The 12,786-nt window shown below is 43.4% G+C and carries 7 protein-coding genes; 4 read left to right on the top strand and 3 right to left on the bottom strand.

Features of this window, described 5'->3' with window-relative positions; translation table 11 throughout:
* Positions 1-374 precede the first annotated feature (374 nt).
* Both AACS90_RS11260 and AACS90_RS11255 read left to right on the top strand, forming a co-directional pair.
* A complete protein-coding gene (locus AACS90_RS11260) occupies positions 375-1,487 on the top strand; it encodes an efflux RND transporter periplasmic adaptor subunit (protein ID WP_099122767.1) in 1,113 nt (370 codons plus the stop codon).
* Positions 1,488-1,499: 12 nt separating this feature from the next.
* Complete coding sequence (locus AACS90_RS11255) at positions 1,500-4,580, top strand: MexW/MexI family multidrug efflux RND transporter permease subunit (RefSeq protein ID WP_099122766.1); 3,081 nt, start codon at positions 1,500-1,502, stop codon at positions 4,578-4,580.
* A 76-nt stretch (positions 4,581-4,656) separates the two neighbouring features.
* Here AACS90_RS11255 and AACS90_RS11250 read toward each other — a convergent pair whose 3' ends face one another.
* The gene (locus AACS90_RS11250) at positions 4,657-4,857 is read right to left on the bottom strand and encodes an MbtH family NRPS accessory protein (protein WP_099122765.1); all 201 of its coding nucleotides are present in this window, start codon (positions 4,855-4,857) and stop codon (positions 4,657-4,659) included.
* A complete protein-coding gene (locus AACS90_RS11245; protein WP_099122794.1) occupies positions 4,845-8,006 on the bottom strand; it encodes an amino acid adenylation domain-containing protein in 3,162 nt (1,053 codons plus the stop codon). Before AACS90_RS11245 ends, AACS90_RS11250 begins: the two co-directional genes overlap by 13 nt.
* 933 nt (positions 8,007-8,939) lie before the next feature.
* Between AACS90_RS11245 and glpT the strand changes: the two genes are divergently transcribed.
* Both glpT and glpQ read left to right on the top strand, forming a co-directional pair.
* Complete coding sequence (gene glpT / locus AACS90_RS11240; protein ID WP_099122764.1) at positions 8,940-10,295, top strand: glycerol-3-phosphate transporter; 1,356 nt, start codon at positions 8,940-8,942, stop codon at positions 10,293-10,295.
* Positions 10,296-10,471: 176 nt separating this feature from the next.
* Positions 10,472-11,548, top strand: coding sequence for a glycerophosphodiester phosphodiesterase (gene glpQ, locus AACS90_RS11235; protein WP_099122763.1), 1,077 nt, complete (start codon positions 10,472-10,474; stop codon positions 11,546-11,548).
* Between the two features lie 49 nt (positions 11,549-11,597).
* On the opposite strand, the gene epmA is transcribed toward glpQ, so the two are convergent.
* Positions 11,598-12,575, bottom strand: coding sequence for an elongation factor P--(R)-beta-lysine ligase (epmA, locus tag AACS90_RS11230; protein WP_099122762.1), 978 nt, complete (start codon positions 12,573-12,575; stop codon positions 11,598-11,600).
* Between the last annotated feature and the right edge of the window lie 211 nt (positions 12,576-12,786).

Raw genomic sequence — 12,786 nt, 5'->3', positions numbered from 1 at the left:
TTACTTCGTGTTTTGTATCCAAGCTTAGATAACCATATCAAAATTAATAATTCCAATTTTTTGATATCTAATGTCAGATTCAAGTAACCACCAGTAAAATTAAAATTATTTTGTTTATCTTCATTATACCTATTGACATCATGTTAACTTGAGGTTCTAGAGTAAATATTTAATGAATAAACTACCAGGCCACATATAGGGGTTACTATGGTTGATCAAACACCGAATTCTAAACTACCACTATTCCTTTCCAAACTATCCAGTCATATTTATTTCACTGGAGATCACTAAATTTATAAATTCCATTAAAAAAATGAATAACCATTCGAAAAACCAAATTAAAAATTAAATTTCCTAAGGGATTTATATAAATCATGAAAAAGAAAATATCTGTTTGTCTGGGCGTTACTTTCTTGCTGGTGACCAGTATTGTAGTTTATCCCCTAAATACTTCTTCTAAGAATGAATCATTAAATACGGCTTATCCAGCTATAAAAGTGGCATTGGCAGAAGTAAAAGAGATTCATCTTCCGAGAACATTACATGGTGTCGGAGAACTTGAAGCTGATAAGCAAGTTTATTTGGCGGTGGAAACCAGTGGAAAAGTCACTGATATTACATTTGAGTCTGGTCAGCATGTCGAACAAGGCCAGTTGTTGGTGAAAATTAACGATAGCGTTGAGCGAGCGGAACTGACCCGCTTACAAGCCCAATGGAAAAATGCTGACAACCTCTATCAGCGCACCAATAAATTATTTACCAGCAAAGCAGTTGCCACATCCGAATTGGATAAAGCATTAGCAGAACGGGATATGGCATCTGCGGCCATTAAACAAATCGAAGCGCAGATAGCTCAGAAAACTATCCGGGCATCTTTTTCAGGCGTCCTCGGGATCCGACAAGTCCAGTTAGGGCAATACCTTCATGCAGGAGATGTGATTGCCAATCTAGTGGATGCCAAAAAACTCAAATTGAATTTTTCTCTGGATGAACAGACGGTTCCTGATCTGAGGGTTGGGCAATCAGTCAATATCGTGGTTGATGCCTATCCGGATCAGAATTTTACCGCCCAAATAAATGCGATTGACCCTCTGATAGGAAGATCGCGCACTGTTCAGCTACAGGCAACTCTGGATAATCCGGAAGGAAAACTAAAAGCAGGCATGTATGCCAGTATTCAGGTCATGCGTCAGGAAAATACCCCCGCGTTGGTGATACCCGAAACGGCTGTGACTTATACCGCTTACGGAGATACTGTATTTATAGCACAAGGCGCAGCGCAAGACCCCAGCCAGCCTATGACTGTAAAACGTATTTCTATTGATGTGGGACAGCGTTGGAATGGTTTAGTAGAAATCAAAAAAGGGTTAGTTAAGGGCGATAGGGTTGTGACATCCGGCCAATTGAAATTACATGATGACATACCTGTGGTCATGGTCGATGAAGATACCTTGAATATAGCAAAATTATCTATCACAGGTGCTTGATGGAGAAGGAAAATGATATTTACTGATATTTTTGTTCGCCGTCCGGTACTTGCTTTGGTAGTCAGTACATTGATCTTCTTACTGGGACTATTTTCCCTCAATAAACTTCCTATCCGGCAATATCCACAATTAGAAAGTTCAACAATCACTGTAGTGACAGAATATCCGGGGGCTTCATCTGATTTGATACAGGGATTTGTCACCCAGCCCATTTCACAGGCTATTTCTTCTATTGAGGGTATCGATTATCTATCATCTTCCTCAGTACAGGGCAGAAGTACCATTACGATTCGCATGGAGCTTAACCAAAATTCAACTCAGGCTCTGGCGCAAGTGATGGCAAAGATAAATCAGGTCAGATATAAGCTACCAAAACAAGCTTATGACCCAGTTATTGAACTTTCTTCAGGAGAATCAACTGCGGTTGCTTATGTTGCATTTTCCAGTGATTCGTTACCTGTATCGGCAGTAACAGATTACCTTTCAAGAGTCGTTGAACCCATGTACTCATCCATTGAAGGTGTTTCTACGGTTCAGGTTTTTGGAGGACAACAACTCTCTATACGTTTATGGCTGGATGCGGATCGTCTGGCGGGACGCGGATTAACTGCGGCAGATGTAGCAGCGGCAGTCAGGCAAAATAACTATCAGGCGACCCCCGGAAAAGTGAAAGGCGAATATGTGGTTTCAAATGTCCACGTCAACACAGATCTCACTAGTGTTGATGAGTTTCGTGATTTGGTCATTCGTAATGATGGTAATGGATTAATTCGTCTGAAAGATGTAGGCACGGTAGAACTGGGTTCCGCCTCCACTGAAACCAGTGCAATGTTAAATGGTAAGGCAGCGGTACATCTGGGATTATTTTCAACTCCAACGGGGAACCCGCTTATTATTGTCGAAGGTATCAAAAAATTGTTACCAGACATTGAAAAGACACTGCCACCGGGCGTTAAGGTTGAACTGGCATTCGAAACCTCCCGCTTTATTAAGGCTTCTATTGATGAAGTGACCAAAACCTTGTTAGAAGCTTTGGTTATCGTGATGATCGTAATTTATCTCTGTTTGGGTTCACTGCGTAGTGTATTAATCCCGATAGTTGCCATTCCACTGTCGATGTTAGGTGCCGCAGGGCTGATGCTGCTATTTGGTTTCAGTATCAATTTATTGACATTGTTGGCAATGGTGCTGTCAATCGGTTTAGTCGTCGATGATGCAATTGTGGTGGTTGAAAACGTACATCGCCATATTGAAGAAGGAAAATCGCCAATCACGGCAGCCTTTATTGGCGCAAGAGAAGTAGCAGGCCCTGTGATTGCTATGACAATTACACTTGCCGCAGTTTATGCCCCAATAGGGTTGATGTCTGGTCTGACTGGCGCACTATTTAAGGAATTTGCTCTGACGTTGGCGGGCGCAGTTATCGTATCCGGTATTGTTGCGCTTACGTTATCTCCGGTAATGAGTTCTTTTTTATTACAACCTAAACAGCAAGAAGGAAGAATGGCACGCTGGGCTGAGATCATTTTTGAGAAATTATCCCATCATTATTCTCTTCTGCTGAATGCCTCTTTACGTCATCGGTGGATAATGGGCGGATTTGCTGTGCTGGTTGTCATCAGCCTACCCTTACTTTATCAACAAGCCCAGCAAGAATTAGCTCCGGTTGAAGATCAGGCTGGGTTGTTAGCTGCAGTTAAGTCACCCCAACATGCTAGCCTCGATTATGTGGAAAAATTTTCCCATAAACTGGAGCGTGTATTTCGCGAAATTCCCGAGATGTCAGGTACATGGATTATTAATGGCGTTGACGGGGTTTCTTCGAGTTTTGGTGGTGTGGAATTATCAAAATGGAGTGAACGTCAGCGCTCCGCTTCAGAGATTCAGGCACAATTACAGGTTGCCGTAGGTGAAGTGGAAGGCAGCAATATTTTTATCTTCCAGCTTCCGCCACTACCCGGTTCAACCGGAGGGTTACCCATTCAGATGGTACTGCGTAGCTTACAGCCCTATCCTGTCCTGTACCAAACGATGGAGGAAATTAAGCAGCAAGCACGCTTAAGCGGGTTATTTGTTGTCGTAGATAGTGATCTGGACTATAACAATCCGGTAGTACAGATTCAGATTGACCGGGCTAAAGCTAATAGTCTGGGAATTAAAATGCAGGATATTGGTGAGTCATTAGCATTGCTGGTAGGAGAGAACTACATCAACAGATTTGGGATGCAAGGCCGTTCATATGATGTTATTCCACAAAGTATACGCGACCAGCGATTAACACCGGAAGCCTTATCCCGCCATTTTGTCAGGACTGAAAACCAAAATATGATCCCGCTTTCTACGATTGTCTCTGTTTCAACAAAAGTTGAGCCTAATAAACTAACCCAGTTCAATCAACAAAATGCAGCCATTTTTCAGACTATTCCTGCACCGGGAGTCACTATGGGGCAGGCGGTGACTTTCCTTGAGAGTGTGCTGAATAATTTACCTGTAGGATTCAGCTACGACTGGCAGTCTGACTCCCGCCAATATAAGCAGGAAGGGCATGCCTTGCTTTTCGCATTCGTAGCCGCATTAATCATCATTTATCTGGTACTAGCTGCTCAGTACGAAAGCCTCATTGATCCTTTGATAATACTGATCACCGTTCCCCTTTCGATTTGTGGGGCTCTGATCCCGTTAGCCATGGGATATATTACACTGAACATTTACACTCAAATTGGCTTGGTAACCTTGATAGGGCTTATCAGTAAGCATGGTATTTTAATGGTGGAATTTGCCAATAAACTACAGGAGCGCGAAGGACTGGATAAGCGTTTAGCTATCTTGCAGGCCGCAAAAATTCGTCTTCGGCCGGTGTTGATGACAACAGCTGCAATGGTTATTGGCCTGATCCCACTCTTGCTGGCCAGTGGTGCGGGGGCTAATAGTCGTTTTGGCCTCGGATTGGTGATTGTATCGGGTATGCTGGTAGGCACATTTTTCACCTTATTTGTCTTACCCACTATATATACCCTACTGGCAAGAAATCACTCTGCCTTTGCGGTAACACCAAGAAAACAGCAGGTTATAGAAGCTGATAAAATGGTATAACGGACTGTTTAAAAAAATGGGTATCGCCTTTGAAGCGATACCCATCATCAATAATCTGGTCTACTCATACACCTATTTAGTGCATATCAGTCTGCTTTTTAGTAGGCTCCGGCCATATACCCGCAATATACTCAAGACACTCGGCTTTGGGACCTTCTTTTCCTATCGCCATCCAGCCAATCGGGATCCGATATTCGTCAGGCCAGACTGAATACTGCTTTTTACTGTTAATGACAACTATCCACAGCGCTGCTTCATTTCCGGTTAACTGTTCCATGAAAACACCCCCTGTCTGTAGCTTGTCGGCAATACCTGAGGCAGGAACCCGGTACTGATCAGATAATTCAGTACCTGACAAACATATTCAGATGTAATAACCGGACACTGAATATCTGATCCTTCCAGTGCTGCCAACGTCTGTTTCAGCTCCAGTTCTGGCTGGATTTCATGGATATAGTCAGGATCCAGCGCACGGTAAGGTTTCTCGGTCATATCCCGAATCAGCGGAATCAATGGATACAGCGAATGAGAATCATCCAGAGCAAGAATTCTCTCTTTCCCTTCATTGAAAGGAACTGGATTAAGGATATAACCAAACTCCTGCACCCAATCGAAAAACTGACGGATAGAAACTTGCACCGGATTAAACAGATTAAAGAATTTCCCGTCCGATTCACGCTGCTTAGAAATATGCACCAGTGAAGCCGCTACATAATCAACCGGTACGATATCCAGCAGTAATCCATGAGCAGGATAGGATCCCATTTCCAGATAACCTTTCAGGGAAGCCACAAGATAATCATTCCCCTGAGCAGCTCCGGTACGGGTATGTCCGAGGATCAGGCCGGGGCGGTAAATACTCACTGGCATACCCCGTTTACGGGCAATATTGATAATCCCTTCTGATACCCACTTGCTGCCCGAATAACCGGAAGGATCACGTATTGTTTCGCTCATAGCGCGATCATCTTCCATAAATGGCCGTGGCGATTCAGTAGCAAACAAGGCATTCACAGAAGAAACATAATGGAAATGTTTCAGGCGTGAAGTAGAGGCAAACTCCAGTGCGGTTCTGGTGCCATCAACATTAATGCTTTTTAGTGAACTATAAGGATAGATAAAATTAACCAGCGCACCGTTGTGATAAATCACATCCACATCCTGCGCAAGTTTATCCCAGATTTCAGGCAATAAGCCGAAACGGGGTTGCCCCAGATCGCCTATCACAAAATCCACGCGATCAAGGCTATTACCTACATCAATCTGATAATGAGTAAAGCCATCCCGGATCCTCTCAAGCGCATGTGCTTTGTCGTCAGCACGGCACAGACAGATAACCTGAGCTGAAGTCTGTTTCAACAGTTGTTCCAGCAGATGCAGGCCAAGATATCCGGTCGCTCCTGTCAGCAGAACAGTATCAGGCTCATACCAGTTCGCATGCGGTAAACCATCAGGACGTATACTTTCTTTCAGGTAAACATCTTTTCTCAGCGTTTCTGCATGTTGCTGAATAAGCGCTTCACTACGGTAAACACTGTTGAAAGGAATCAGATTATTTTTGTGAACTTCACCCATCTCATCCAGAATAGCCGCAATTCGGGCAATTGTGGGTTCAACATAGATGCCGGAAATAGGGATCCTGAGTGAGAATACTTTTTCAATCCGTTCCACCATACGGGCGACCAGAATAGAGTTACCGCCAATCTGGAAAAAATCATCGGTAATGCCAAAAGTTTCCGCAGCCAATAAATCGCCCCAGATAGCATAAACCCGTTTTTCTGTTTCTGTTTCCGGCTGCACAGCATCATGACTGGTATTCAGACGTTCTGCCACTTCTTCCAGACGTTTCCTGTCCCGCTTGCCACTACTTGTCAGCGGAATATAAGGAATGTGGTAATATTCAGAGGGGATCCAGGCTTCGTGCAGGCTTTCTCGCAATGCGACCTGAGTTTCACGTACCCATTCCTCCGATACAGCCATATTAGGATCAAACAATACGAACGCCTGTATCTTGGCAAAATCACCACTTCCCGCGACACGGATAATGGCATCCTGAACCCCGTGTTGTTTTCTCAACGCGATTTCTATTTCACCCAGTTCAATTCGATAACCACGTACTTTGACTTGGTCATCCTGCCTTCCCATATAAATGAGAGAGCCATCTTCAGTCATACGGGCCATATCGCCTGTCAGATAGGCTCTTTTCCCCTTTCCGTTGACATCAGGGACATACCGTTTAGCTGTTTCAACCGGATTATTACGATATCCAGCTGTCACACCTAACCCACCGATCAGGATTTCACCTACCGTGCCTTTAGCGACAGGACGCAGATTCTTATCCACAATACTGATGCTGGTGCCGGGAATTGGCCCGCCCAACTGTACCTTATCTCCTTTTTTCATGCGGAATGCTGTTGACCAGATTGTCGTTTCTGTCGGGCCATAAAGGTTCCATAAAGTGCCACCAGATGCCGTTAATTGATCGGCCAAATCTTGTGACAGAGCCTCACCGCCGCAAAGCATGCTGATATCAGAACGCGGCGTCCAGCCTGCATTCAGTGCCATTGACCAGGTTACTGGAGTTGCCTGCGCCAGAGTAAATTGAGGATCAGAGAACACACGGGATAGCGCCATCGCATCACGCTGGGTCTCAGTGGGTGCGATGTAGATACTGCCCCCATGAACAACCGTCAGCAGTAGCTCAAGCACTGAAATATCAAAAGAGAAAGTAGTCAGCGCAAGCATACGATCATTCTGGTTAACTGATAATAACTTGCCCAGTGCGCACAGGAAGGCCGCCAGATTGTCATGCTGCACCTGCACAGCTTTTGGTAATCCGGTAGAACCCGAGGTAAACATGATATAGGCCGGATGATCGCCTAATTCAGGAATAACAACATCCTCCGTAATTTCCTCAACTGTATAGGCAAGGCGCTCCATCGGAATATGTGTTGATGCTTTCAACTCCGCTGATACTGTTTCATCAGAGACCAGAATACTGTCAGGTAAGCTGGCGAGAATATCATTCAGACGTTTTTCCGGCATCATGGTATTAAGGGGAATGTATACTGCACCGATCTGCCAGGTCGCCAGCATTGTAATAAACCATGGAATACCCCTCTCGGCTGCAATAGCAACATAACTTCCCATTGTTACGCCATGGCAACGTAAAACATGCGCTGCGCTGATAACCCGTTGCTGTAACTCACCAAATTCCAGAATCCCATGCGGATCTGAAACAGCAATATCATGCGGTGCTATTTTTGCCAGTTTTGCTAACCGGGATGGTACATTATCAAACCATGGCTGAAGTGTTTTTTCCATATAGCTGATATTAATGTCATTAATATCAGAAGGGTTAGAGAATGAGGATTGTTGCCCAATAAATGCTGTGTGTAATATTGCCTTGTGTGTGTAAGTATTCATAATGATGTTCTCATTCTGATCTCCATTTTGTTCCATCATTTTTTATGATGAATGGAGATATTTATGCTGTTAGTCAATAAATATCAGCTATTGTCCACATTTGGCTCCTACAATGACCTTATGTTGACCTTCACTGAATAAAAAAAGTAAACTTCAAGAAAATTATTTAAAATTAAAGAATTATTATTTAATATTTATTTGTAACTTTTAATTAATTACACAATCAACCCATAATTATATTTTTTTACTAGTGAATAGAGTGTATTACGCCTTATACACCACTTCATCACTTTGATATAACTTGTTTTTATTTTATAAAACAGCTATCCACCACTCATAAAAACCTGCTTCGTGAGCATGAATAACCATTTGTAGTAATATCTATTATTTCCGAATCAAAACTCAATCATTTTATTTATAACTGTGTTATAAAAAACGCAAAATATGTAAATAAATATAATCAAAATTATTAAATAAAAAATAACAGCAAAAAATAGTAAATATCAGTTAAGAAAACAGACAAGAAATATCACGTTTTCATTCATCACTATATGTTTAGATAATCTTATCTTTGTTTAAATAAGATTCGTATGATTAAAACGGCGAATATATTCCCACAATAATAATAGTCCTTTATGACAAAAAGAAAATAAACGAATGGAATACGCTCAGAAATAACCGCTAAATACTCTTAATTGTGACATAAATCACGATAATTAAAATAAAACTTATTTCAAAAGAGCCATAAATCGCTCAAAATTGTGGTCTTTACGAAATTATATCCATATGTTAGCGATACTTCACAGATATATAAGTCTGTTTTAGCTATTCTTTCTTTCGATATAGAAAAAAATAAATTGAAACTTTCGTTTACTGCTGGTCACTACTAAACAGTGGTGATTCGCTCATACTAAAAGTCATGTGGAGACAAACATGTTAAGTATATTCAGACCGGCGCCTCACAAAGCCCGGCTGCCTGCGCAAGAAATAGATCCACTCTATCGTCGCTTGCGCTGGCAAATTTTTATGGGGATTTTCTTTGGCTATGCTGCTTATTATCTGGTAAGGAAAAATTTTACGCTGGCAATGCCATACCTGGTAGAAGAAGGCTTTTCTAAAGGAGATCTGGGTTTTGCTCTTTCAGGGATCTCAATCGCATACGGCTTCTCAAAATTCATCATGGGTTCCGTTTCCGACCGTTCTAATCCCCGGGTTTTCTTGTCGGCTGGCCTGATACTTGCAGCAGCCGTAATGCTATTCATGGGCTTTGTACCGTGGGCGACTTCAAGCATTGCGGTCATGTTTGTCCTGTTGTTCCTGTGTGGCTGGTTCCAGGGCATGGGATGGCCTCCTTGCGGTCGTACCATGGTTCACTGGTGGTCACAAAAAGAGCGAGGCGGGATCGTTTCTATCTGGAACTGCGCTCATAACGTTGGCGGTGGTTTGCCACCATTACTGTTCCTCCTCGGTATGGCGTGGTTCAATGACTGGAAAGCGGCTCTCTATATGCCAGCATTCGCAGCCATTCTGGTTGCCTTAGTCATCTTGGCCCTGATGCGGGATACACCACAATCCTGTGGCTTACCACCAATCGAAGAATACAAAAACGACTATCCGCCTGACTATACAGAAAAAGATGAAAAAGAACTGACTGCAAAAGAAATTTTCATGCAGTACGTTCTACCTAACAAACTGCTGTGGATGATCGCCATTGCCAACGTATTCGTTTACTTACTCCGTTACGGTATCCTTGACTGGTCACCAACTTATCTGAGAGAAGTTAAACACTTTGCACTGGATAAATCTTCCTGGGCTTACTTCCTGTATGAATATGCGGGTATCCCCGGTACGCTGCTGTGTGGTTGGATGTCAGACAAAGTATTTAAAGGCAACCGTGGTGCTACCGGCGTGTTCTTTATGACGCTCGTTACTATCGCTACGATTGTCTTCTGGATGAACCCGGCTGGTAATCCGAATGTTGATATGATCTGTATGTTGGTGATCGGCTTCCTGATTTATGGCCCTGTTATGCTGATCGGCCTGCATGCTCTTGAGCTGGCACCGAAGAAAGCAGCGGGTACTGCGGCTGGCTTTACTGGTCTGTTTGGCTACCTCGGTGGCTCGGTAGCTGCCAGTGCAATTGTTGGCTATACCGTTGATTTCACCGGTTGGGATGGCGGCTTTATGGTCATGGTTGGCGGCAGCATTCTATCTGTTATTCTACTGTTGTTTGTTATGCTGCATGAAAACAAACATAAGCAGGAAATGGCACAAGCACATAACAGCTAATCAATAGGCTGTTTTTAATAGAGCCATTCCCGTGTCGCCACTGTTGAACGAAATGAAACAGTGGCGACAATAATACAGTAACACTGCGTTCCCTCTTATATTCAGTATTCTAAGTTCATATAAAACACCATTTAATTACCAAAATACACCTTCATTACCACAAGTGGAGAACCCCAATGCACACCCCTGTTAAAACAATTATGGCCGGTCTTCTGTTAGCTTCATCGATGTCAGGTATTGCGCATGCAGCGGATAAAATTGTTATCGCGCATCGAGGAGCAAGCGGCTACCTGCCTGAACATACCCTTCCTGCCAAAGCGATGGCTTTTGCTCAGGGCGCAGATTATCTTGAACAAGATCTGGTGATGACTAAGGATAATGAACTGGTCGTTCTGCATGACCATTATCTTGATCGCGTCACTGATGTCGCTGAGCGTTTTCCAAACCGAGCACGCGCTGATGGTCGTTACTATGCCATTGACTTTACCCTGCCAGAAATTAAGTCACTGAAATTTACTGAAGGGTTTGATATCAAGGATGGCAAAAAAGTACAAAGCTATCCCGGCCGTTTTCCAATGGGAAAATCAGATTTTCGCATCCACACTTTTCAGGAAGAGCTGGAATTTATTCAGGGTATGAACAAATCCACCGGAAAGAATGTCGGTATCTATCCTGAGATTAAAGCACCGTGGTTCCATCGTCAGGAAGGCAAAGACATCACCGCAAAAGTGTTGGAAGTACTGAAACAGTATGGTTACACCAAAAAGAGCGATAAAGTTTATCTGCAATGTTTTGATGCCAATGAGTTGAAACGTATTAAAAATGATCTGGAACCCAAATTGGGGATGGATCTGAAACTGGTGCAACTGATTGCTTACACCGACTGGAATGAAACCTACGAACAGAAAGCCGATGGAACATGGCATAACTACAGTTATGACTGGATGTTTAAACCGGGTGCCATGAAAGAAGTGGCAAAATATGCTGATGGTATTGGCCCGGATTACCACATGCTGGTCGCCAATGACTCTACCCCAAACAACATTAAATTAACCGGTATGGTGAAAGAAGCTCACGCCAGCCATATGGTAGTGCATCCGTATACTATCCGTATTGACCAGTTGCCAAAGTATGCCACCAGCGGAAATCAATTGTTTGATATCGTCTTCGATAAAGCCAATGTCGATGGTGCATTCACCGATTTCCCTGATTTAGCGGTGAAATTCCTCGAAGAACATCACGAACATAAGTAATCGACCTTTTATTCATTTAATACCCCGCCGCAAGTGGCGGGGTATTAAATCAGGAAATGCCTACCGGAAAGGCTATAACCTCACTGATTCGCTCCGCGCCCAGAGCCAGCATAATCAGGCGATCAACCCCCAATGCCACACCGGCACATTCCGGCATACCATGAGCCAGAGCTTCAAGCAGATACTCATCTATCGGCTGTACAGGTAGCCCCATTGATTCACGTTTACGATTATCCTGTTCGAAGCGCAGACGCTGCTCTTTGCTGTCTGTCAGTTCACGGAAACCATTCGCCAGTTCCATGCCCTTGAAATACACTTCAAAGCGCTGGGCAACACGATGATCTTCTTTACTGATCTCTGCCAGTGCGGCCTGAGAAGCAGGAAAATGATAAATAAATGTCGGCTTTTCAATACCAATATGTGTTTCAACACCCATGGTAAAAAGCAGTTGCAGTAAGGTATCCCTGTCTTCTTCACGATCAGCAATATTGCTGAGATCGAGTTTTGCCGCTACTTCACGCAGTTTTTCTTTGCTCGCCGTCAGGGGGTCAATATCCAGATAACGAATAAAAGCCTGCTGATAAGAAAGAGATTCGGCACTTTCGCAATCCAGAATTTGCTGTAACAGATCATCCACTTCATTCATCAAGCGGTACATATCATAATGTGGACGATACCATTCCAACATAGTGAATTCAGGATTATGATGGCGCCCTGCTTCTTCATTGCGGAAACTTTTTCCCATCTGATAAATGGAGCCACTGCCCGCAGCAAGTAGACGTTTCATGTGGTATTCGGGGCTGGTCATCAAGTACAGAGGAAGACCATCCGCTGCACCGGGGCCGACAAACCTTGTCTGAAAGGGAACCAGATGGACGTCTGTGACAGTCGCCTGACTCATGGCGGGTGTCTCAACCTCCAACACCCCACGATCTGCGAAAAAGCGCCGTATTTCTGCCAGAATTTCTGCCCTTTTCAATAAATTAGCGATAGGGGCTGTTGGCTGCCAATCCGCGATTTCGTTCATATTCCTGTGGCTCCAAAAGAAAACAAAACGCGCAGTTTACCCGCATCACGCTCGCCAGACAAATTATTACATTGAATCCCTTGTCGATGGTCTGCTATTTATCATTTATTTCTGAACAAGTTATAAAAATAACCCATCTATATAAAATTTCACCGAAGATAGATTAACTCTTTTCATAAACATTGTTATAAATAAACCTTAAACCTAAAGA

Source organism: Xenorhabdus sp. KK7.4, from assembly GCF_963876465.1.
In the GTDB taxonomy this organism is placed as follows: domain Bacteria; phylum Pseudomonadota; class Gammaproteobacteria; order Enterobacterales; family Enterobacteriaceae; genus Xenorhabdus; species Xenorhabdus stockiae.
The sequence above is the reverse complement of the archived record's forward strand: the minus strand, read 5'-3'. Positions and strand labels throughout refer to the sequence as shown.

Coding starts and splice junctions, on each gene's coding strand:
- AACS90_RS11260 (WP_099122767.1), top strand. CDS start 375: ATGAAAAAGAAAATATCTGTTTGTCTGGGCGTTACTTTCTTGCTGGTG.
- AACS90_RS11255 (WP_099122766.1), top strand. CDS start 1,500: ATGATATTTACTGATATTTTTGTTCGCCGTCCGGTACTTGCTTTGGTA.
- AACS90_RS11250 (WP_099122765.1), bottom strand. CDS start 4,857: ATGGAACAGTTAACCGGAAATGAAGCAGCGCTGTGGATAGTTGTCATT.
- AACS90_RS11245 (WP_099122794.1), bottom strand. CDS start 8,006: ATGAATACTTACACACACAAGGCAATATTACACACAGCATTTATTGGG.
- glpT (WP_099122764.1), top strand. CDS start 8,940: ATGTTAAGTATATTCAGACCGGCGCCTCACAAAGCCCGGCTGCCTGCG.
- glpQ (WP_099122763.1), top strand. CDS start 10,472: ATGCACACCCCTGTTAAAACAATTATGGCCGGTCTTCTGTTAGCTTCA.
- epmA (WP_099122762.1), bottom strand. CDS start 12,575: ATGAACGAAATCGCGGATTGGCAGCCAACAGCCCCTATCGCTAATTTA.